At 70.1% G+C, this 21,054-nt stretch carries 17 protein-coding genes and 1 riboswitch; of the genes, 7 read left to right on the top strand and 10 right to left on the bottom strand.

Annotated elements, in window-relative coordinates; translation table 11 throughout:
* Positions 1–56 precede the first annotated feature (56 nt).
* Complete coding sequence (locus tag ACIPJY_RS15985; RefSeq protein WP_400465686.1) at positions 57–1,769, bottom strand: ABC transporter family substrate-binding protein; 1,713 nt, start codon at positions 1,767–1,769, stop codon at positions 57–59.
* Positions 1,770–2,027: 258 nt separating this feature from the next.
* Here ACIPJY_RS15985 and ACIPJY_RS15980 point away from each other — a divergent pair, with 258 nt between their 5' ends.
* Genes ACIPJY_RS15980 through ACIPJY_RS15970 form a run of 3 tightly spaced genes read left to right on the top strand, consistent with a single transcriptional unit; the run spans position 2,028 to position 6,105 of the window.
* Entirely contained in the window at positions 2,028–3,011 is a 984-nt protein-coding gene (locus ACIPJY_RS15980) for an ABC transporter permease (protein ID WP_400465683.1), read from the top strand.
* A 3-nt stretch (positions 3,012–3,014) separates the two neighbouring features.
* Complete coding sequence (locus ACIPJY_RS15975) at positions 3,015–3,953, top strand: ABC transporter permease (RefSeq protein ID WP_400465680.1); 939 nt, start codon at positions 3,015–3,017, stop codon at positions 3,951–3,953.
* Complete coding sequence (locus ACIPJY_RS15970; RefSeq protein ID WP_400465678.1) at positions 3,946–6,105, top strand: dipeptide ABC transporter ATP-binding protein; 2,160 nt, start codon at positions 3,946–3,948, stop codon at positions 6,103–6,105. Before ACIPJY_RS15975 ends, ACIPJY_RS15970 begins: the two co-directional genes overlap by 8 nt.
* A gap of 153 nt (positions 6,106–6,258) precedes the next feature.
* Here the strand turns inward: ACIPJY_RS15970 and ACIPJY_RS15965 are convergent, their stop codons facing one another.
* From ACIPJY_RS15965 to gcvT, 8 genes are all read right to left on the bottom strand, one after another.
* A complete protein-coding gene (locus ACIPJY_RS15965) occupies positions 6,259–6,753 on the bottom strand; it encodes a PH domain-containing protein (protein WP_400465675.1) in 495 nt (164 codons plus the stop codon).
* A gap of 62 nt (positions 6,754–6,815) precedes the next feature.
* Positions 6,816–8,558 (bottom strand): dipeptide ABC transporter ATP-binding protein, encoded by a 1,743-nt coding sequence (locus ACIPJY_RS15960; protein WP_400465672.1) that lies wholly within the window; start codon positions 8,556–8,558, stop codon positions 6,816–6,818.
* Positions 8,555–9,505 (bottom strand): ABC transporter permease, encoded by a 951-nt coding sequence (locus ACIPJY_RS15955; protein WP_400465669.1) that lies wholly within the window; start codon positions 9,503–9,505, stop codon positions 8,555–8,557. Before ACIPJY_RS15955 ends, ACIPJY_RS15960 begins: the two co-directional genes overlap by 4 nt.
* Complete coding sequence (locus ACIPJY_RS15950; protein ID WP_123654126.1) at positions 9,495–10,424, bottom strand: ABC transporter permease; 930 nt, start codon at positions 10,422–10,424, stop codon at positions 9,495–9,497. The genes ACIPJY_RS15955 and ACIPJY_RS15950 overlap by 11 nt, the downstream gene beginning before the upstream one ends.
* Before the next feature lie 215 nt (positions 10,425–10,639).
* Positions 10,640–12,277 carry an ABC transporter substrate-binding protein gene (locus tag ACIPJY_RS15945; RefSeq protein ID WP_400465666.1) on the bottom strand — a complete coding sequence of 546 codons (1,638 nt, stop codon included), beginning with the start codon at positions 12,275–12,277 and terminating at the stop codon, positions 10,640–10,642.
* A 1,166-nt stretch (positions 12,278–13,443) separates the two neighbouring features.
* Positions 13,444–16,362: an aminomethyl-transferring glycine dehydrogenase gene (gene gcvP, locus ACIPJY_RS15940; protein WP_400465664.1), complete on the bottom strand. Its 2,919-nt coding sequence runs from the start codon at positions 16,360–16,362 to the stop codon at positions 13,444–13,446.
* The gene (gcvH, locus tag ACIPJY_RS15935; protein WP_400465661.1) at positions 16,359–16,736 is read right to left on the bottom strand and encodes a glycine cleavage system protein GcvH; all 378 of its coding nucleotides are present in this window, start codon (positions 16,734–16,736) and stop codon (positions 16,359–16,361) included. The genes gcvP and gcvH overlap by 4 nt, the downstream gene beginning before the upstream one ends.
* A 5-nt stretch (positions 16,737–16,741) precedes the next feature.
* A complete protein-coding gene (gene gcvT, locus ACIPJY_RS15930) occupies positions 16,742–17,857 on the bottom strand; it encodes a glycine cleavage system aminomethyltransferase GcvT (protein ID WP_400465658.1) in 1,116 nt (371 codons plus the stop codon).
* 70 nt (positions 17,858–17,927) lie between these two features.
* Positions 17,928–18,048, bottom strand: a riboswitch (glycine riboswitch).
* A 199-nt stretch (positions 18,049–18,247) separates the two neighbouring features.
* Here gcvT and ACIPJY_RS15925 point away from each other — a divergent pair.
* The 4 genes from ACIPJY_RS15925 to ACIPJY_RS15910 are packed head-to-tail and all read left to right on the top strand — an operon-like array spanning position 18,248 to position 20,162.
* Positions 18,248–18,622 (top strand): BlaI/MecI/CopY family transcriptional regulator, encoded by a 375-nt coding sequence (locus tag ACIPJY_RS15925; RefSeq protein ID WP_400465656.1) that lies wholly within the window; start codon positions 18,248–18,250, stop codon positions 18,620–18,622.
* Positions 18,623–18,635: 13 nt separating this feature from the next.
* Complete coding sequence (locus ACIPJY_RS15920; RefSeq protein WP_400465653.1) at positions 18,636–19,373, top strand: M56 family metallopeptidase; 738 nt, start codon at positions 18,636–18,638, stop codon at positions 19,371–19,373.
* 40 nt (positions 19,374–19,413) lie between these two features.
* Entirely contained in the window at positions 19,414–19,896 is a 483-nt protein-coding gene (locus ACIPJY_RS15915) for an FBP domain-containing protein (RefSeq protein WP_400465650.1), read from the top strand.
* Positions 19,893–20,162 carry a hypothetical protein gene (locus ACIPJY_RS15910; RefSeq protein WP_400465647.1) on the top strand — a complete coding sequence of 90 codons (270 nt, stop codon included), beginning with the start codon at positions 19,893–19,895 and terminating at the stop codon, positions 20,160–20,162. Before ACIPJY_RS15915 ends, ACIPJY_RS15910 begins: the two co-directional genes overlap by 4 nt.
* A gap of 10 nt (positions 20,163–20,172) precedes the next feature.
* On the opposite strand, the gene ACIPJY_RS15905 is transcribed toward ACIPJY_RS15910, so the two are convergent.
* Complete coding sequence (locus ACIPJY_RS15905; RefSeq protein ID WP_400465644.1) at positions 20,173–21,054, bottom strand: LysR substrate-binding domain-containing protein; 882 nt, start codon at positions 21,052–21,054, stop codon at positions 20,173–20,175.

Here is a 21,054-nt window from a genome sequence, read left to right as displayed (position 1 = left end):
CGGAGGCGGTCGAAAGAAACGACCTCCTGCGCGCGATCCGACTTCCTCCGCGGTGGTTACTTCTTGTAGCCCACGTCCTGCCACTTCACCGAGTACTGCTGGAACTGTGCCGGACCGTAGTTCACGAGGTCCTTCCGCACACCCCAGGCGTAGGGCTCGGCGAACAGCGGGATGGTGCCGGCGACCTTGACGATCTTCTTGTCGATCGCGTTCGCGTCGGCGATGCGCTTGGTCGCGTCGAGCTCGGCGTTCGCCTTGTCCCAGGCCGCACCGAGCGACGAGTCCGTCACGCCGGTGTAGTTCTGGCCGGCGTCGGCCGGGTAGTAGATCGACTTCAGCGAGGACACCGGGAACGGCGTGCCCTGCCACGCGAAGTACGTCGCGTCGAAGTCACGGGTCGTCGTGGTGATGTACTTCGTGAAGAAGTCGTCGGTCGGGACGGTGTCGATCGTCACCTTGAACCCAGCGGCCTTCGTCTGCTGCTGCACGAGCTGCGCGATGTTGGCCGAGTTCGGGTTGTCCGAGGGGATCACGAACCGGACCTCGAGCGTCTTGCCGCCCTTGGTCGCGTAGCCGTCCGAGCCGATCTTGTAGCCAGCGTCCTCGAGCTTCGACTTCGCCTTGTCGGTGCTGTAGCCGTACACGCTCGTCACGTGGTCGGTGTAGCCCTTCTGACCGGGCAGGTAGGTGAGGCTGTTCAGCACGCCACCGGGGCTCTTCACCGGCGACAGGATCGCCTGCGAGAGGACCTTGCGGTTGATCGCCTGCGCGAAGGCCTGACGGACCTCGGCGTCCTTGAAGACGTCGGCGGTGCCGTTCAGCGTGATCTGCCGCTGGGTGGTGCCGAGCGAGCGCTCGATCTTCGAGTCCGAGCGGGAGTTCGCGGTCTTGTAGTTGTCCGCGCTGCCGTTCAGGTTGAAGGCGTCGAGCTCCTTGTTGGCGTACGCCTGGGCGACACCGTCACGGGAGACCGTCTTGAAGATGATCGTGTCGAGCTTGGGCTCGTCGCCCCACCACTTGGCGTTCTTCTCGAACGTCACGACGCCGCCGTTGGCGTCGAAGGACTTGACGATGTACGGGCCGCCCGAGACGTAGGTCTTGCCGTCGGCCGCGTACGGGCCCTTGGCCCACGCCTTGTTGAAGTGGTCGGGGGTGTCGACCGCCCAGTACGGGTAGATCGTGGAGAAGACCGACGGCCAGTCCGCGTTCACCTTCGAGAAGGTGATGAGGACGTCCTGGGCGCTGGAGCCCTGCTTGACCGAGTCGACGTCTTCCCAGACGTTCGTGGCGAGCGGGGCGAACGCCTCGTTCGTGCCGTTGAGCGCCTTCCAGTTGGCCTCGACGTCCTTCTCGGTGATCGGGGTGCCGTCGGACCAGACCGCCTTCGGGTTGATCTTGATCTCGACGGTCTGGGGCGAGTCCTTCGTCAGCTTGATCGAGTCGACGTAGTCCTTGTTCGCCTCCCACTCACCGTTCTCCTTGAACTGGATGAAGCTCGGGAGGTAGGTGCCGGCGATCGTCTGGTCGTCGACCGTGCCGGAGTCCAGGTTGCTGATCTGCCAGTTCGCCGGCGCCGAGTCGATCGGCAGCGTGAGCGAACCGCCGTCCTTGACCGAGTCGCGGTCGGCGGTGGTCCACCCCGTCGACTTCAGTGACGACGTCGCGACGGCCGAGCTGTCGTTGCCCGCCGTCCCGCCGCCGGAGCAGCCCGCGAGCACGATGGCCGAAGCCGCCGCGACGGCGAGCACGGCCGTTGTCTTCATCCTCATTCGCATGGCGAGGATTCCCTTTCGTTGTTTCGCGCAGATCGCGCTGAACACGGCGACCCCCGTCGCCGTGGCTGTTGGGAGTTGACCCTAGCCACACCTGGGCCGTTGCGGTGAATGGTCGTACGGAATCGAAACAAGCCCGTAACAGTCGTTGTCTAGCGTTGCGCCCGTCGTCCTGAGCACGTCTTGGAGGCGACTACGCTGTCCCCACCGACAGCGCCGTCCGGCCGGACGGTCAATCGACCCTGGGAACCGCCAATGCTCGCATTCATCGCGAAACGGATCGTCAACTACGTGATCCTGACGATCGTCGCGACGACGCTCGGATACATCCTGGCCAGTACGACGCTCAATCCGGCAGCACGCTTCTACGGCCGCAATCCCCCGGTCCCGCAGAACACGATCGACGCCTCGCTCGCGAAGCTCGGTGCGGACCCCGGTGTGCCCGTCCTGGTCCGGACCTGGAACTGGTGGGTGGACCTCGTCACGCACGGGTCGCTCGGGATCAGCACCCGCAGCACCGAGGTGACGGCGGACATCATCTCCCGGTCCGGGACGAGCCTGCGCCTGCTCATCATCGGCGCCCTGCTCGGGGCGGTCCTCGGTGTCCTGCTCGGCGTCTGGAACGCCGTCCGGCAGTACAAGACCTCCGACCAGGTCTCGACGTACCTGTCGTTCGCGGTCCTCGCGACGCCGGTGTTCGTGATCGCGGTCGTCCTGATGATCCTCGCCACCGGCCTGAACAGCGCGGTCGGGACGCAGGTGATCCGCTTCACCGGCGAGTACACACCCGGGTACGGCGGCGGCTTCTTCGCCAACCTCGGCGACCGCCTGGTGCACCTGCTGCTCCCCACGATCTCGCTCACCATCGGCGCGATCGCCAGCTACTCCCGCTACCAGCGCTCGGCGATGCTCGACGTCCTGTCGAACGACTTCATCCGCACCGCCCGCTCGAAGGGCCGCACCCGCGGCTCGGCGATCATGCGGCACGGTGTCCGGGTCGCGCTCATCCCGATGTCCACGTTCTTCGCGTACTCGTTCGGTCTGATCCTGACCGGCGCGAGCGTCACGGAGCTCGTGTTCAGCTGGCACGGGATGGGCGAGTACTTCGTCACCAGCATCACCAACAACGACGTCAACGCAGCGGCCGGGACGATCCTGTTCACGGCGATCCTCGTGCTCATCGCCGGGACGCTCGCCGATCTCCTGTACGCGGCACTCGACCCGCGAGTGAGGGTGTGACCCGTGTCGCTTCTCGACCCCACCACCACGACCACCGCCGGCGACCCGGGTGACGGCAACGCCGGTGTGCCCGCGCACGTCGTCGACGCCACCAGCCGGCGCGTCCCGTTCTGGCGGAAGGTGCTCGGCACCTGGCGCGCCCGGATCGGTGCGACGGCACTCGTCCTCATCATCCTGTGGGCCTTCGTCGGCCCGCTGCTCTACCACTGGAACTCGGTGGACTCCGACGGGCTCGCCTTCGGCATGGGCCCGAGCGCGTCGCACTGGTTCGGGACGAACGACATCGGCCAGGACATCTACGCGCAGACGCTCGTCGGCCTGCAGAAGTCGCTGCTCATCGGCCTCATCGCCGGCCCCGGATCGACCCTGATCGCCGGGATCATCGGCGCGATCGCCGGGTACTTCGGCGGCTTCGCGGACCGGGCCATCGTCTGGGCGATCGACCTGCTGCTCGTCATCCCGTCGTTCTACGCCCTGGTGCTCCTCAGCCCGGTGTTCAAGAACCTCACCTGGGTGGCGCTCATCGTCGGGCTCGCGATCTTCAACTGGATGATCATGGCCCGGGTGATCCGCGGGCAGACGATGTCCCTGCGCGAGCGGGACTACGTCAAGGCCGCGCGCTTCATGGGCGTCCCGTCGCTCACGATCATCCGGCGGCACATCCTGCCGAACGTGGCGTCGCTGCTGATCATCGACGCGACCCTCGGCGTCGGCGCGATGATCCTGGCGGAGAGCACGCTGAGCTTCTTCGGCTTCGGCATCCAGGTGCCGGACGTCTCGCTCGGCACGCTGCTCGCCGCTGGCAGCCAGTCGGCGGTGACCCGGCCGTGGCTGTTCGTCCTGCCCGCCGCGACGCTCGTCGCCACCGTCCTGTCCACGAGCCTGCTCGGCGACGCCCTGCGCGACGCCATCGACCCCACCTCCGGAGCCAATCGTGACTGACCCCCTGCTCTCCGTCTCCGACCTCTCCGTCACGTTCAACGCGAACTCCAAGCCGGTCTACGCGGTCCGCGGCGTCGACTACGAGGTCCGGCAGGGCGAGTTCCTCGGCATCGTCGGTGAGTCGGGCTCCGGCAAGTCGGTGTCCTCGATGGCCGTGATGGGCCTGCTGCCCTCGTCCGCGAAGGTCGGCGGCAGCATCACGTACGACGGCCAGGAGCTCGTCGGCCTGAACGACCGCGAGATGTCGAAGCTCCGCGGCCGGGACATCGCGATGGTGTTCCAGGACCCGCTGTCCGCACTCACGCCCGTGTACACGATCGGCCAGCAGATCGTCGAGGGACTCCGTCTGCACGACCGGTCCCTGACCGCGCACGCTGCCCGCACCCGTGCGGAGGAACTCCTGCGCGTCGTCGGCATCCCGAACCCGGCCAGGCGCCTCGACGCGTTCCCGCACGAGTTCTCCGGCGGCATGCGGCAGCGCGCGATGATCGCGATCGCGATCGCGAACGACCCGAAGCTGATCATCGCCGACGAGCCGACGACCGCGCTCGACGTGACGATCCAGGCGCAGATCCTCGACGTCCTGCAGACCGCCAAGGAGATGACCGGCGCCGCCGTGGTGCTGATCACCCACGACCTCGGTGTCGTCGCGGGCAACGCCGACCGGGTCGCCGTGATGTACGCGGGCCGGATCGTCGAGACCGCCCCGGTGCAGACGCTGTTCCGCGAGCCGGTGATGCCGTACACGATCGGCCTGCTCCGCTCGATGCCGAACATGTCGGCTCCGCGCACCGAACGCCTCGTGCCGCTCGAGGGCCGCCCGCCGCTCCTCACCCAGCAGCCGACGGGCTGCCCCTTCGCGGACCGCTGCCCCGCCGCGATCGACGCCTGCCGCGACGGCGAACCGGCACTGCTCGCCCCGAGCATCACGAACGCCGGCGCCGGTTCGATCGCCGGTTCCACGGCCGACGCCGCCACCGGCGCGATGGTCGCGGCCCCAGCCGTGCTGCCCGACCACACCGCCGCCTGCATCCGCCGGGACGAGATCGCCGCCGGCACGCTCGAGCGCTCCGAGATCTTCCCCCGCCCGGAGGAGATCGAGGAAGCGGCGACCGACCACGGCGACGACGTGGTCCTGCGCCTCGACGACGTCGTGAAGACCTTCCCGCTCACCAAGGGCGCGGTCTTCCGCCGGCGGATCGGCGAGGTGCACGCGGTGGACGGCATCTCGCTCGAGCTCAAGCGCGGCAAGGTCCTCGGCCTGGTCGGCGAGTCCGGCTGCGGCAAGACGACGACGATCATGGAGATCCTCGAGCTCGCCGGCGCCCAGCAGGGCACCATCACGGTGAACGGCGTGGACACTGCGACGCTGAGCAAGCGCGACCGCCTGGCGCTCCGGAGCGACATCCAGGTCGTCTTCCAGGACCCGATGGCATCGCTCGACCCCCGACTCGACATCGGGTCGGTGATCGGCGAACCGCTCACCGTGCAGGGCGTCCCGAAGGACGAGATCCGCCGCCGGGTGCAGGACTCCCTGGCGCTGGTCGGGCTCGAGCCGAGCTACATCGACCGGTTCCCGCACGAGTTCTCCGGCGGTCAGCGCCAGCGCATCGGGATCGCCAGGGCGCTCATCGTCGAACCGAAGATCCTGGTGCTCGACGAACCCGTCTCCGCGCTCGACGTGTCGGTGCAGGCGGGCGTGATCAACCTGCTCGAGGACCTGAAGCACCGCCTCGGCCTGTCGTACCTGTTCGTCGCGCACGACCTCTCCGTCGTCCGGCACATCGCCGACGACGTCGCCGTGATGTACCTCGGCCGCATCGTCGAGTACGGCGACGGCGACCTGGTCTTCGACGACCCGCAGCACCCGTACACCCGTGCGCTGCTCTCCGCGGTGCCCGTCCCCGACCCGGACGCCGAGGCGGCCCGTGGCCGGATCCTGCTCGAGGGCGACCTGCCGTCGCCGACCGAGCGTGTGGACGGCTGCCGGTTCCGGACCCGCTGCCCGCTGTACCAGCTCCTCGACGAGACCCGGCAGGAGCAGTGCCGCACCATCGACCCGGCTCTGCAGGCCGTGCACGGCCGCGGTGTCGCGTGCGTGCAGACCGACCAGAACGACCTGCTCACGCAACGCGCAGTGGCGGCCGTGTAGTACCGCTCACGTCGCCACCTGACGGACTGGGCCCACATCGCCGGTTCCGGTACGACGCGCCAGCGGCGAACCGGCCGTGCCGATGGGGAGAGGCTCCGCACCGGACCGGTGCGGAGCCTCCCGTCCGTCAGGTGGAGACGTGACGCGTCCCGGTCAGGCGACCAGGGCGAGGACCAGCAGGAGCACGGCGACCACGCCGGTGGCGAGGGCGCTCCGGTCCCACGCGCGCACCACGTCGCCCGCGGGCGCGCCGCGGTCGCGGGCGACCGCCCAGGCGTCGAGGACCGCGTTCAGCTCACCGGACGTCGGCATCACGGGTCGTTCGCCGCGCCGCGCCGGCTTCGGCCGGGGCAGGGTCGGGCCGCCCCAGCAGGTCAGCTTCCGCGGCTCGGTCGTCTCCACGACGATCTGGTACCGCATCCGGACGTCGGCGACCGCACCCCAGGGCACCACGGTGACCCGGAGCGGGTTGACCACCGTGAGCGCGTCGGCGGCCACCCGCACGGACGGCCGCACCATGAGCAGCCAGACGCCCCAGACCAGCACGGCGATGGGTCCGAGGGCGTGCAGGACCACGTCCCAGCTGCCGCGGACCGCCGCGTCGACGAGCAGCGCGAGCCCCAGGAACGCGAGGAGGCCGGACGACACCAGTCCCCCGCGGCCACCGCGGAGGACGATCGGTCGTCCGGCCTCGTCGTTCGTCAGGTCGATCAGCGCCCGAACTCGAAGGACGCACCCGGGATCGCCGCGAGGAGGTCCCTGGTGTACTGCTCACGCGGGTTGGCGAAGACCTCGTCGGTCGTCGCCTTCTCCACGATCTGGCCCTTGCGCATCACGCACACGTTGTCCGCGACGAGGCGGACGACCGCGAGGTCGTGCGTGATGAACAGGTAGGTCAGGCCGAGCTCCGACTGCAGCTCCGTGAGCAGGTCGAGGATCTGGCCCTGGACGAGCACGTCGAGGGCGGAGACCGCCTCGTCGAGCACGATGACCTCGGGCTTCAGCGCCAGCGCACGGGCGACGGCGATGCGCTGCCGCTGTCCGCCGGAGAGCTCGTTCGGGTAGCGGTTCACCATCGACGACGGCAGGGCCACCTGGTCGAGGAGCTCCCGCACCCGGGCCCGGCGCGAGGCCTTGTCCCCGATGTGGTGCGTGACGAGCGGCTCGGCGATCGTGTTCCCGACGTTGTACATCGGGTCGAGGGAGCCGTAGGGGTCCTGGAAGACCGGCTGCACACGACGGCGGAAGTCGAAGAGCTCCTTGCCCTTCAGCGCGCCGATGTCGATGCCGTCGAACTGCACGCTGCCGCTCGTGATGCCCTCGAGCTGGAGGACGAGCTTGGCGACCGTGGACTTGCCCGAGCCGGACTCGCCGACGAGCGCCGTGGTGGTGCCCTTCGGGATCGAGAACGACACGTCGTCGACGGCCTTCAGCTCGCGGCTCGCGAGGTTCTTGCCACGCAGCTTGTAGACCTTCTCGAGGTTCTTCACCACGATGAGGTCCTTCGTCGGCTGGTGCTCGCGCTCCTGGGCGCGGGCGATCAGCTCGGCGTCGTCGCTGCCGGCGTCCGCGATGTCGACCCGCTCGTGCTGGACCTTCGACTGGATGCGACGGCTCGCGAGCGAGGGTGCCGCGGCCACGAGGCGCTGCGTGTAGGGGTGCTGCGGGTTGCCGAGGATCTCCTTCGACGGCCCCGCCTCGACGACCTGGCCCTTGTACATCACGACGAGCTTCTCCGCACGCTCGGCGGCGAGGCCGAGGTCGTGCGTGATGAACAGCACGCTGGTGCCGAAGTCGCGCGTCAGGGTCTCGAGGTGGTCGAGGATGACGCGCTGCACGGTGACGTCGAGCGCGCTGGTCGGCTCGTCCGCGATGAGCAGCTGCGGGCGGCTCGACAGACCGATGCCGATGAGCACGCGCTGCCGCATGCCGCCGGAGAACTCGTGCGGGTACTGCTTCAGGCGGTTCGCGGCGTCGCCGAGCCCGGCTTCCTTCAGGACCTCGATCGCGCGCTCGCGGACGGCCTTCTTGCCGACGGCCATGCCGTTCGCGCGGATCGCTTCCTCGACCTGGAACCCGATGGTCCACAGCGGGTTGAGGTTCGACATCGGGTCCTGCGGGACGTAGCCGATCTCCTTGCCGCGGATCTCGGACATCTCCTTGTCGGAGAGGCCGACGAGCTCGCGACCGTTGAACTTGATCGACCCGCCGGTGACCTCGCCGGCGCCGGGCAGCAGCTTGATGATCGCCTGGGCGCTCGTCGACTTGCCGGAGCCGGACTCGCCCACGATCGCCAGGCGTTCGCCCTGCTCGAGGGTGAAGTCGACACCGCGGACGGCCTGGACGAACCCGCTCTGGGTCTTGAAGCCGATCTGGAGCCCGGAGATCTCGAGGAGCGGGGCGCCGCTGTTGCCGGCGCGACGGGCCGTCGTCTCGGTCAGAGTCTCGCTCATCGGCGGGCCCTCGCCTTCGGGTCGAGTGCGTCGCGGACCACGTCACCGAGGAGGAGGAACGCGAGCACGGTGATGGACAGCGCGGCGGACGGCCAGAAGATCGTCGCCGGGTTCGTCCGGATGGAGGACTGCGCGGCGCCGATGTCGAGGCCCCAGCTGAGCGCCGACGGCGGCAGCCCGATGCCGAGGAACGACAGGGTCGCCTCGGCGACGATGAACGTGCCGAGCGACACGGTCGCCACCACGATGACCGGAGCGAGCGAGTTCGGGATGACGTGGCGGACCAGCGTCTTCATCCGGCTGACCCCGAGCGCCGCCGAGGCGGTGACGTAGTCGGCCTGCTTCGCGCTGAGCACGGCGCCACGCATGATGCGGGCGATCTGGGGCCATGCGAACGCCGCCAGCACCAGCGACACCGTCAGGGCGTTGCGGGCCGGGATCACCGACATGATCACGATCGCACCGAGGACGGTGGGGATCGAGAAGAAGATGTCACCGATGCGGGACACGATCGTGTCCAGCCAGCCGCCGAAGAAGCCGGCCAGCGCACCGATCACGATGCCGACGATCGACACCAGGACGGTCGCGACGATGCCGACGATCAGCGAGTTGCGGGCACCCCAGATCACGCGGGCGTACGTGTCGTAGCCCTGTCGCGTGAAGCCGAGGATGTGTCCGGCGCGTGGACCCTCGTCGCTGTTGTTGAGGTTCGAGGCACGCGGGTCGATGTGCGTGAACAGCCCGGGGAACACCGCGACGACGATGATCAGGACGATCAGGATCGACGAGACCCAGAACGTCGGACGGGTCCGCATGGACTCCCAGGCGTCGGTCCAGAGCGACCGTGCCTTCTCGTCCTCGTTGACGTTGTCGATCGCCTGGAGCGGCGTCTCCTCGAGCGGCGCGACGTAGTGCGTCGCCGAGCGCGATTCGGTGTTACTTGGCATAGCGGATCCTCGGGTCCAGGACGGCGTACAGCAGGTCGACCAGGAGGTTGGCGAGCATGAAGATGATGACCATCACGGCGACGAAGGACACCACGGTGGGGCCCTGGCCGAGCTTGACGGCCTGGTAGACCGTGCCGCCGACGCCGTGGATGTTGAAGATGCCCTCGGTCACGATCGCGCCGACCATCAGGTTGCCGATGTCGATGCCGAGGTAGGTCACGACCGGGATGAGCGAGTTCCGGAAGATGTGCACACCGATCACGCGGCGACGCGGGAGGCCCTTCGCCGTCGCGGTGCGGACGAAGTCGGCGCTCATGTTCTCCGCGATGCTCGCACGGGTCAGACGCACGATGTACGCGAACGACACCGAGGCGAGCACGATCGCCGGGAGCACGAGCTCCGACCACGGCGCGTCACCGGAGACCGTCACGCGGAACAGGCCGAGGTTGATGCCGAACACGTACTGCAGCACGAAGCCGACCACGAACGTCGGGACCGAGATGAGCAGCAGCGACACGACGAGCGCGGTGGCGTCGAACCACTTGCCCTTCTTGAGGCCCGCGATGACACCGACGACGATGCCGGCGACGGCCTCGAAGACGAGCGACAGGATCGCGAGCCGGGCCGTGATCGGGAAGGCCTGCGCGAGCTGCTGGCTGACCGGGATGCCCGAGTAGGTCATCCCGAGGTCGCCGCGGAACACGCCGCCGATCCAGAGCAGGTACTGGATGATGAACGGCTTGTCGAGGTTGTACTGCGCGCGGATCTGTTCGATCACCTGCGGCGACGGCTGGTGGTCGCCGAAGAGCGCTGCGATGGGGTCTCCGGGGAGGGAGAACACCATGAAGTAGATGAGGAACGTGGCACCGAAGAACACGGGGATCAGCTGCAGGAGGCGCTTCCCGAGGTACCAGAGCATCAGATCTCCGCCTGGTTCGGAGCGAGCATGTGGATCACAGTCATTTCGTCAGGGTGGACGTTCCGTGCGGTGACACGGTTGCCCGGCGCGGGTGGCGGCGCCCGCTGTGGGTTGTGGGGAAGGTGGTGCCGCCGCGGTACGGGGGTTCGGGAGCCATTGGCTCCCGAACCCCCGTCCGGTGGTGCTGCTGAGGCAGGATACCTGCTCTCAGTTGGTTACTTCTTGACCTCGACGTCGTAGTACAGCGGCACCGAGTCCCAGCCGAACTTGACGTTCGACACGTTGTCAGCGGACCAGACACCGGTCACGTTCGAGTACCAGAGCGGGATCTCCGGCAGGTCCTTGAGCAGGAGCTCCTGGGCCTGGTCGAAGATCTTGTTGCCGGCCTCGACGCTGTCCGCCGACTGACCCTTCTTGAGCAGGTCGTTGTACTCGGTCGACGCGTAGCGCGAGTAGTTGTTCGACGAGCCCTCACCCATGGTCGGGCCGAGGAAGTTGTACAGCGACGGGTAGTCGGCCTGCCAACCGGTGCGGCTGCCGCCCGTGAGCTTGTCGTTCGTCTGGACGTCCAGCGCTTCCTGGAAGGTCGGGTACGCCTTGCCCTCGGCCTTGATGCCCAGGGTGTTCGAGATGCTGTTCGTGACCGCGGTCACCCACGCCTCGTGTCCGCCGTCGGCGTTGTACGAGATGGTGAGGGTGTCGTTGTACGGCGAGATCGCGTCGGCTTCGGCCCAGAGCTTCTTGGCCTCGGACTTGTTGTACTTCAGCACGTCAGCGCCGTCGAGGTTCTTCGACCAGCCGTCGATGACCGGCGAGGTGAAGTCGCTGGCCGCCGTGCGGGTGCCGTCGAAGATCTTCGAGGTGATCTGCTTGCGGTTGATCGACATCGAGACGGCCTGGCGGCGGAGTTCGCCTTCCTTGCCCTTCCAGTGGTCGAGGTAGTAGGGCAGGTAGATGCCCTGGAAGATCGCCGCGGGCTGGTTCACGTTCGAGTCGGGGAAGTCCGACTTGTAGTTCGCGAAGGCCGAGTCCGGGACGGCGTCGAGGATGTCGAGGTTGCCACCCTGCGCGTCGGAGTACGCGGTGTCCTGCGAGGTGTAGAACGTGATCGTCAGACCACCGTTCTTCGGCTTGCGCTTGCCCTCGTAGTCCTTGTTGGTGACGAGCTTGATGTCGGTGTTGTGCGTCCAGGCGCTCTTGCCGTCGAGCTTGTACGGACCGTTGCCGATCGGGTTCTCACCGAAGGCCTTCGTGTCGTCGTAGAAGACCGAGGGGAGCGGCACGAAGGCCGAGTAGCCGAGCGAGAGCGGGAAGTCCGACTGCGCCGACTTCAGGGTCACCGTGAACTCGGTGTCGCTGACCGTCTTGAGGCCCGTGAGCTTCGAGTCGGCGTCGGCGTTGTAGCCCTCGATGTTCTCGAAGTAGTAGCTCGCGCCCTGGGCGTTCGACTTCTGCGCCGCCCAGTTCCACGCCTTCGTGAACGACTCGGACGTGATCTTCTCACCGTTGGTGAAGGTCCAGCCCGAGTTGAGCTTGATGTCGAACGTCTTGGAGTCGTCCGTGGTGATGCTCTTCGCGACCTCGTTCACCGGCTTGCCGTCGGCGTCGTAGGAGCGGAGGCCCTCGAAGATCGAGTTGATGATCTTGCCACCACCGGTCTCGGTGGTGTTCGAGGGGATGAGCGGGTTCTGGGGCTCGCTGCCGTTCGTGGTGACGATGCCGCTCGCGTTCGTCGAGCCGGAGCTCGAGTCACTGTTGCTGCTGCTACCACTGTTGCTGGAGCAGCCGGCCAGGGCGATTGCTGTGGCCCCGAGCACGGCGAGGGCTGCGAGCCCAGCGCGCTTCTTGATCAAAGGTTCCTCCTGGTGCATGGGACGCGCCGGGCACAGAGGTGTCGCCAGGCGCGTTTGACCTTTGCACTGTAGGCAGTGCGCTGAGAACGCACCAAACCCTGGGCCGAACGGTTACACGCTGGTAACCAACTTGCATGATCCTTGCGAGAGACTGCAAGATACCCGCGTTTCACCACGCAACATGCTGTTTTGTTGCATGTGCATCGGTTTCGTTGCATCTCGGAACGGTTTGTTGCAGTGTGCCACTCCTTCGGGGGTCATGTCACGAGCGTCGTGCTCCGCGTGTCTGCGGGGGCCGGAGGTGCTCGCCAGTGGGACGGCTGTGCGGCAGCTGGACGCAACGATCCATCCCCTGGACGAAAGGGACCGCTCCACCGGCGCCCCCGGTCCCGCCGAGGCGCCCGGGGTGCCCGAGACGCCGCGGTGTTCGGCGGCGTCTCGGAAGTTGCGGGGCGCCGCGGGGGGCCGGGGGCGCCGCGGGGGGCCGGGGGCGGAGGCTTCGGCGCGGTGGAGCCGAGGCGCCCCGCTCTCCCCGAGGCACCCCGGGGTGCCCGAGACGCCGCAGTGTTCGGCGGCGTCTCGGGAGGCCCGGGGCGCCGCGGCAGCCGGGCGGCACCGCGGCAGCCGGGCGCCACGGGAGGCTGACGGCGGAAGCCCCCGCACGTCGGGGCCGAGGCGCCCCGCTCTCCCCGACGCGCCCCGGGGTGCCCGAGACGCCGCAGAGTTCGGCGGCGCCGCGGGAGGCCCGGGGCGCCGCGAGAGGCCAGGGGCGCCACGGGAGGCCGGCGTCGGACGCCTCGGCGCGTCGGGGCCGAGGCGCCCCGCTTTCCCCGAGGCGCCTCGGAGTGCCCGAGACGCAGCAGAGTTCGGCGGCGTCTCGGGAGGCGAGGGGCGCCGCGGGAGGCCAGGGGCGCCACGGGAGTCGGCATCGGAAGCCCCCGCACGTCGGGGCCGAGGCGCCCCGCTCTCCCCGAGGCACCCCGGGGTGCCCGAGACGCCGCAGAGTTCGGCGGCGCCACGGGAGCCGGGCGGTGCCACGGCATCCCGGGCGCCGCGGGAGCCGGGCGGCGCCGCGGCAGCCCGGCGGCCGCGCCCGCCGCCCGGCGCGCGGAAGGCCCGGAGCCGTGGGGCTCCGGGCCTTCCGTGGTGGTGCGAGCGGGTGCTCGTTACGCGAACGCCTCGATCGGCGGGCAGGCGCACACGAGGTTGCGGTCCCCGTACGCCTGGTCGATGCGGCGCACCGGCGGCCAGTACTTCCGCTCCGCGATGCCCGGCAGCGGGTACACCGCTTGCTCCCGGGTGTAGGCGTGCGTCCACTCCCCCGAGATCACTGACGCGGCCGTGTGCGGCGCCCCGACGAGCGGGTTGTCGTCCGCAGGCCACTCGCCGCGCTCGACGGCCGAGGCCTCGGCGCGGATGGCCAGCATCGCGTCGACGAAGCGGTCGAGTTCGGCGAGGTCCTCGCTCTCGGTCGGCTCCACCATCAGGGTGCCGGCGACCGGGAACGACATCGTCGGCGCGTGGAAGCCGTAGTCCACCAGGCGCTTCGCGACGTCGTCCACGGTGATGCCGGTGGCGTCCCGGAGCGGACGGAGATCCAGGATGCACTCGTGCGCGACCAGCCCGGACTCGCCCGTGTAGAGCACCGGGAAGGCGTCACGCAGCCGGGCGGCGATGTAGTTCGCCCCGAGCACGGCGGTCTCGGTCGCACGGGTCAGGCCGTCCAGACCCATCATGCGGACGTACGTCCACGTGATCGGCAGGATGCTCGGGCTGCCGTACGGCGCTGCCGAGACCGGACCGCCCGCGTGCGCCAGGCGCCCGTCGGAGGTCGAGCCCGGACGGCGGTCGGCGTCCTGCGCCATCGGGTGCCCGGGCAGGAACGGCGCGAGGTGCGCCTTCGCCGCGACCGGACCCACGCCGGGACCGCCGCCACCATGTGGGATGCAGAAGGTCTTGTGCAGGTTCAGGTGCGAGACGTCGCCGCCGAAGTCCCCGAAGCGAGCGTGCCCGAGGAGCGCGTTGAGGTTCGCCCCGTCGACGTACACCTGGCCGCCGGCGTCGTGCACCGCGTCGCAGATCTCCCGGATGTCGTGCTCGTACACGCCGTGGGTGGACGGGTACGTGATCATCAGGGCGGCGAGGGCGTCCGCGTGCTCGGCGACCCGGGCGCGCAGGTCGGCGAGGTCGACGTTGCCGTTCTCGTCGCAGGCGACCACGACGACCCGCATCCCCGCGAGCACGGCCGACGCGGCGTTCGTGCCGTGCGCGCTCGACGGGATCAGGCAGACCGTGCGGGTGTCGTCCCCGCGGGAGCGGTGGTACCCGCGGATCGCGAGGAGCCCCGCGAGCTCGCCCTGGCTGCCGGCGTTCGGCTGCACGGACACCGTGTCGTAGCCGGTGACCTCGGCGAGCCAGGTCTCGAGGTCGCTGATCATGCCGAGGTAGCCCTCGACGTCGGACCGCGGCGCGAACGGGTGGACGTTCGCGAACTCCGGCCACGTGACCGCCGCCATCTCGGTCGCCGCGTTGAGCTTCATCGTGCAGCTGCCGAGCGGGATCATGCCGCGGTCGAGCGCGTAGTCCTTGTCGGCGAGGTGCTTGAGGTACCGCATCATCCGGGTCTCGCTCCGGTGGGAGCTGAACACGGGGTGCGTCAGGTACGCGCTCTGCCGGAACAGGCCGGACGGGAGGCCGGAGGTCGCGTCCGCCACGGCGGTCTCGACGGCGTGCTGGTCCGGTCCGTCCCCGCCGGCGAACAGGCCTGCGAGCACGCGGACGTCGTCGGGCGTGGTCGTCTCGTCGACCGAGACCAGCACGGTGTCGGCGTCGACGAGGTGCAGCAGGTAGCCCGCGTCGTGTGCGGCCTGCACGAGGGACCCCGCCCGCCCGGCGGCACGGAGCGTGAGCGTGTCGAAGAACCCGTCGTGCACGACGTGCACGTCGGCGGCACGTGCGGCGTCGGCGAGCGCCGCCGTCGTGCGCGCGACGCGGTTCGCGATGAACCGGAGGCCCTCCGGCCCGTGGTAGACCGCGTACATCGAGGCCATCACGGCCAGGAGCACCTGCGCGGTGCAGATGTTCGAGGTCGCCTTCTCGCGCCGGATGTGCTGCTCACGGGTCTGCAGGCTGAGCCGGTAGGCCATCCCGCCGGCGGCGTCGAAGGACACCCCGACGAGCCGGCCGGGCAGCTGGCGTTCGAGCCCCGCGCGGACGGCGAGGTACCCGGCGTGCGGGCCGCCGAAGCCGAGCGGGACGCCGAAGCGCTGGGAGGTGCCCACCGCGACGTCCGCGCCGAGGTCGCCCGGGGACGCCAGGAGCGTCATCGCGAGCGGGTCCGCCGCGACGACCGCGATCCCGCCGCCCGCGTGGACGCGCTCGATGGTCGTCGACGGGTCGACGACGTGCCCGGAGGCGCCCGGGTACTGCAGGACGACGCCGAAGGCGCCGGCGAGCTGGTCGTCGGTGGGTCCGGCGACGGCGTCGAAGGCGCGCAGGGTGATCCCGACGGCCTCTGCGCGGTGGTCGAGCAGTGCCCGCGTCTGCGGCAGCAGGTCGGCGTCGACGAGGAACGCGTCGCCCTTGACCTTGGACGCGCGACGGGCGAGGAGCATTCCCTCGACCACGGCGGTGCCCTCGTCGAGCATCGAGGCGCCGGCGGTGGCCATGCCGGTCAGGTCGGCGACCATCGTCTGGAAGTTGATCAGGGCTTCGAGACGCCCCTGCGAGATCTCCGGCTGGTACGGCGTGTACGCCGTGTACCAGCTCGGGTTCTCGAGCACGTTGCGCTGGATCACGGCCGGCGTGTGGGTGCCGTAGTACCCGAGGCCGATCATGGCGCGGCGCACCGTGTTCTTCGACGCCGCCGCGCGGAGTTCGGCGAGCGCCTCGGTCTCCCCGATCGCCGGGGGGATCGACGACGTGGCGACGGGTGCGGCGTGGATCGCGGCCGGGATCGCGGCACGGACGAGTTCGTCGAGCGAGCTGTGCCCGACGGTCTCGAGCATGACGCGCTGGTCGGCCGGGGTGGTCCCGATGTGCCGGTCGGCGAAGGTGGTCTGGAGGTTCAGGTCGGTGTCCGTCATGCGATGGACGCCCGGTACGCGTCGTGGTCCATCAGGTCCTCGGGGAAGGACGTGCCGTCGACCTTGATCTTCACGAGCCAGCCGGCGCCGAACGGGTCCTGGTTGACGGTGTCCGGGGCGTCGACGACGGCGTCGTTGACCTCGATGACCTCTCCTTCGATCGGCGCGAAGAGCTCGCCGACGCTCTTGGTCGACTCGATCTCGCCGAGCTGGTCTCCGGCGGTCGTCGCGGTGCCCACGGCGGGCAGCTCGACGTAGACGACGTCACCGAGCTGCTCGGCGGCGTGGTCGGTGATGCCGACGGTGACGACGTCACCCTCGACGAGGATCCACTCGTGGTCCTTGGTGTACTGCAGAGCGGTCTGGTCGGTCATGGGTGTCAGCCTTTCGAAGCGCGGCGGTAGAAGGGGAACGCGGTGACGGTGGCGGGGATGGCCGTTCCGCGGACGTCGATGTGGAGGAGCTGTCCCCCGGTGGCGGCGGACGGGTCGACGAACGCCATCGCGACGGGGTGCCCGAGCGTCGGGGAGAGGGCACCGGAGGTCACGGAACCGACGACCGTGCCGTCGAGCAGCACCGGGTACCCGGCACGGGCGGCACGGCGGCCCTCCATCACGAGGCCGACGAGCACGGGGGCGTCGGCAGCGGGCTCGACGCCCGCGGAACCGACGAACGCCCCGTCCGCGGCGACGACCCGGCCGAGGCCGGCCTGCGCCGGGCGGGTGGACACGGTGAGCTCGTGCCCGTAGAGCGGCATGCCGGCCTCGAGGCGCAGGGTGTCGCGGGCGGCGAGCCCGGCGGGCACCACACCCCGGGGTGCGCCGGCGTCGAGCAGGGCGTCCCAGATCGCCGGGGCCACGTCGGGGTCGCTGTAGATCTCGAAGCCGTCCTCGCCGGTGTAGCCGGTGCGGGCCACGAGCACGGACGAGCCGTCGAACGTCGCGTGCAGCGCCCGGTAGTAGCGGAGCTCGTCCAGCGGGGACTCCGGCTGCAGCCGGTCCTCGACCACGAGTTCGTCGAGCGTGCCGGCGGCAGCGGGCCCCTGGATCGCGACCAGCGCCGTGGTGTCGGAGTCGTCCGAGACCGTGACGTCGAACCCGTCGGCCCGCGACTGCAGGGCGGACACGGCGACGGACCGGTTCGCGGCGTTCGCGACGACGAGGTACGTGTCGTCGTCGGTCCGGTAGACAACCAGGTCGTCGAGGATCCCGCCGGTCTCCTCGAGCAGCAGCGAGTACTTCGCGCGGCCGACGGTCATCGCGCCGAACGCCCCGGCGAGCGCGTGGTCCAGGAAGGCGACGGCGTCGGGTCCGGTGACGCCGATCTCCGCCATGTGCGAGAGGTCGAACACGCCGGCGGCCTGCCGGACGGCGTGGTGCTCGGCGAGGTCGGACGAGTACCGGACCGGCATGCGGTACCCGGCGAAGTCGGTGAACGTGGCACCGGCCGACTCGTGCGCCGCTTCGAGCGGGGACGAACGGAGGGATGGGGACATTGCGGAGTTCTCCTGGCGTGCGCAGGGCCCGGCCATCGCCGGGCGGCACCCGACGGCGATCGCCGGGTGGAACTCCCCCTCTGTCATCGGCCTGAGAGTTTCACCGCGGCCCGTGAGGTCCGCGGCTTTCACCGTCGGCGAGACGACCGGCCCCGATGGAGCACGGGCGTCTGCTTTCCAGAGTGGCCTGTCCGCTGCGGTGTTGGACCTGAGAGATTGGCGGGGAGGATGCTCCTTCGGTGCCGCTGCGCCGTCGGGGTGCGACGGCGGGCGACGTCTCCCGCGGCGGGTGATCGGCCTCGATGTTCTGTTGTCCGCGGAGAGCTTACCGAGATCGCGTTACGGGCATGTGAACCGTGCCACCCCTTCGACATCTCGTAGAGTGGTCCCGTGGCAGGACAACGGCAGCGCCCTCGCGGGCAGCTCGAGCAGGCGGTGCTCGACGCGCTCTGGTCCGCGGACGGCGGGCTGACCGCGCGCCAGGTGCTCGACGCCTTCCCGGAGCCCCGTCCCGCACTGACGACCGTCCTCACCGTGCTCGACCGCCTCGGCCGCAAGGGCGCGGTGGAACGGCAGCAGCACCAGGACGCCGCACTGACGTTCCGCGCCACCCACTCGCGCGAGGAACAGACCGCGTCGCTGATGTCGACCGCCCTCGCGGCGGCGTCCGACCGCGAAGCCGCACTGCTCCAGTTCACGGGTTCACTGGCCTCCGACGACCTCGACGTCCTCCGCCGCGCCCTCGACGCCCGCGCCCGCTCCTGACGGACCCTCTCCCGTGGTGGTCACCGGCGTCGTCCTCATCGTGCTCGCGCTGGCGGTCGTCGCCCTGGCGCCGCGGATCCTGACCCGGTCCGCCTGGACGATCGACCGGCCGCGCACCGCACTGGTGTCCTGGTCGCTCGCGGTCGTGCTCGGCGCACTCGGGTTCGTCGTCGGCATCACCCTCGTGGTGACGGCGAACCGGCCGGTCACCGATCCCTTCGCGCTCGGCGACTCCCCCTCGCACGGGCTCAACATCGGGGTCGCGATCGTCGCGGTGCTCGCCTTCGTCGTCGCCGTGCGCGTCCGCCCGGGCTCCGAGCACCGCGCCGTCCGAGCGGCCATGCGCTCCGGCGCCGCACCCCACCGTGAGATCGACGGCACGCTCGTCGCCGTCGTCGAGGCGGAGCACGCCCTGGCCTGCGCCGTCCCTGGCCGCAGCGGCGGGGTCCTCGTCAGCTCCGGTCTCGCAGACCGGTTGCGCACCGACGAACTGGAGGCCGTGGTCGCCCACGAACGAGCGCACCTGCACCAGCACCACGCGGTGGCAGTCGCGGTCGCCGAGTCGATCGAGCGTGCGGTCCCCTGGATCCCGGGTGCGCGCGCCATGGCGCGCTCGACGCGCGTCCTCGTGGAGTTCGCGGCCGACGACGCGGCCGCGCGCCGCATCGGACGCGACGCGGTGCGTCGGGCCGTCCTGGTGGCGGACGAGACGAGCGCGCTCGCGGTGATCCGGGCCTCCCGGCTGTCCTGACCAACCACGTGTCGGAGGCGAGGCATATGGTGTTCTCACCGTGAAGCCACTGACCGAAGCAGACATCCGTTCGTCGTTCGTCAACGCCACCCAGGACGAACTCGCGCAGCTCCCGATCCCCGGACTCCACGAGATGCTCTGGGACGACCGCGAGTTCCTCGGCTGGCGCGACCCGCAGGCCGCACGCCGCGGGTACATCGTCTCGTGGATCGACGGCCACGCGGTCGGCATCGTCGTGCGCTCGGCGGGCGGCTCGCTCCGCCCCGGGATCGCCGCGATGTGCTCCTTCTGCCACTCCCCGCAGCCCGCGACGCAGGTGCGCCTGTTCTCCGCCGCGCGTGCCGGGGAGTCCGGCCGGAACGGCAACACGATCGGCACGTACATCTGCGAGGACCTCGGGTGCCCGCTCCTCATCCGGACCGCGCCGCCGCACCTGAACCCGCCGGCGACGATCGCGATGCGCGGCGAGGCCCTGCTGCAGCGTGTGCAGAACTTCACGGCGGACATCATGAAGACGGCGTGACCGGACGGTCCGCACCGTCCCGGTTCGGCACCGCGCGGTGGGTCGTCGTCGAGGAACTGGGCGACGGGCGATGGCGCATGGGACTGCACGACGAGGCGGACGACGAGCTCGGCGCGTTCGGCCTCGGGATCGAGGGCGCCTGGGACCCGGACGTCGAGCCGCACGTGTCGTTCGTGCTGGCGCAGCTCGGACTCGGTCTGACGGGGTCGCGTCCGTGGCGGGTGGACGAGCTCGGCGACCACCGCGCGCCGGTCCTGCCGCGCTAGGCGCCGGCGCTCAGTCCGCCGCGGCCACGAAGTTGCGGAGGATCTCGCGGTCGTCGTCGGTACGTGCCGCCCAGCAGAGCTCGCTGCGGTGGTCCCCGGTCAGCGGCAGGAGCACGACCGTGTCGGGCGCGGCGAGGGTCGCGCTCGCCGGTGCCACCGTGACGCCGAGGCCCGCACCGACCAGGTGCAGGACGGTCGCCCAGGTCGTGGCCTCCTGCACGACCTCCGGTACCCGGCCGTCCCGGACGACCGGCGCCAGGTTCCGCTCGGTGGCGACGGCGCCGGCCTCGGCGGGGAAGAACACGAACGGGTCGTCGAGCAGTTCCCACCCGGCGATGGACGTGCGGTCGGCGAACCGGTGCCCGAGCGGGACCGCGGCGACGAAGGGCTCGCTCCGGAACGGGCGCAGCCGCACACCGTCGGTCTCGTCGGGGTCCCGGACGATCGCCAGGTCGAGCTCGCCGCGGACGATGCGCGCGAGGAGCCGGGAGGTGTACCCCTCGGTGAGCTCCACCCGGACCAGCGGGTGGCGCTCCCGGAAGCGCTGCACCCGCTCGATCGGGCCGAGGGGCAGTGCCGAGACGACGAAACCGACGTCGAGCCGTCCCGCCTCCCCGCGCCCGACCCGGACGGCCTCGTCGAGGTCCCGCTCCGCCTGGGCGAGGAGCGAGCGGGCGCGACCCTGCAGCACGCGGCCAGCCGGCGTCAGCGCCACGCTCCGCGACGTCCGGGCGAACAGGTCGACGCCGAGGGCGCGCTCCGTCCGCCGGATCTGCTGCGACAGCGCGGGCTGGGCGATGTGCAGTGTCTCCGCCGCGCGCCCGAAGTGCAGGGCGTCGGCGACCGCGAGGAACGCGCGGAGCTGACGGAGGTCCACGTCCGGGTGATCCAT

This window comes from Curtobacterium sp. NPDC090223, assembly GCF_044746585.1.
Taxonomy (GTDB): domain Bacteria; phylum Actinomycetota; class Actinomycetes; order Actinomycetales; family Microbacteriaceae; genus Curtobacterium.
The sequence above is the reverse complement of the archived record's forward strand: the minus strand, read 5'-3'. Positions and strand labels throughout refer to the sequence as shown.

Excerpts from the sequence above, each read along its gene's own strand:
- ACIPJY_RS15985 (WP_400465686.1), bottom strand. The coding sequence starts at position 1,769 with ATGAGGATGAAGACAACGGCCGTGCTCGCCGTCGCGGCGGCTTCGGCC.
- ACIPJY_RS15980 (WP_400465683.1), top strand. The coding sequence starts at position 2,028 with ATGCTCGCATTCATCGCGAAACGGATCGTCAACTACGTGATCCTGACG.
- ACIPJY_RS15960 (WP_400465672.1), bottom strand. The coding sequence starts at position 8,558 with ATGAGCGAGACTCTGACCGAGACGACGGCCCGTCGCGCCGGCAACAGC.
- ACIPJY_RS15955 (WP_400465669.1), bottom strand. The coding sequence starts at position 9,505 with ATGCCAAGTAACACCGAATCGCGCTCGGCGACGCACTACGTCGCGCCG.
- ACIPJY_RS15950 (WP_123654126.1), bottom strand. The coding sequence starts at position 10,424 with ATGCTCTGGTACCTCGGGAAGCGCCTCCTGCAGCTGATCCCCGTGTTC.
- gcvP (WP_400465664.1), bottom strand. The coding sequence starts at position 16,362 with ATGACGGACACCGACCTGAACCTCCAGACCACCTTCGCCGACCGGCAC.
- gcvH (WP_400465661.1), bottom strand. The coding sequence starts at position 16,736 with ATGACCGACCAGACCGCTCTGCAGTACACCAAGGACCACGAGTGGATC.
- gcvT (WP_400465658.1), bottom strand. The coding sequence starts at position 17,857 with ATGTCCCCATCCCTCCGTTCGTCCCCGCTCGAAGCGGCGCACGAGTCG.
- ACIPJY_RS15905 (WP_400465644.1), bottom strand. The coding sequence starts at position 21,054 with ATGGATCACCCGGACGTGGACCTCCGTCAGCTCCGCGCGTTCCTCGCG.